This window comes from Lyngbya sp. CCY1209 (assembly GCF_035615495.1).
Classification (GTDB): domain Bacteria; phylum Cyanobacteriota; class Cyanobacteriia; order Cyanobacteriales; family Microcoleaceae; genus Limnospira.
The window spans coordinates 1-203 of the sequence record NZ_JAJENU010000092.1 but is presented as its reverse complement, the minus strand read 5'-3'; the positions used below and the strand labels follow the sequence as shown (position 1 = coordinate 203).

Sequence of the window (203 nt, the reverse complement as noted above, 5' to 3'; positions counted from 1 at the left end):
GGATTCCGACTCTCCCGGGAGTTCAACTTAAAAACCTGGTGGAAAGAAGCGGACAACATTTCATTTTTGCAGCGGTTGAGCTATTTCATTTCGGACATCTTGCTGGCGACGATACCCGACGATAACATCGTCATTTTTGTCGATGAAATTGACAGTATTTTGAGCCTCGATTTCCCCGTCGATGACTTTTTCGCCCTGATCCG

1 protein-coding gene is annotated in these 203 nt (G+C 46.3%); it reads left to right on the top strand.

The window, feature by feature from the left end; all coding sequences use genetic code 11:
* On the top strand, positions 1-203 hold a 203-nt coding region (locus LKE08_RS00500; protein ID WP_324702232.1), incomplete at both ends, for a hypothetical protein.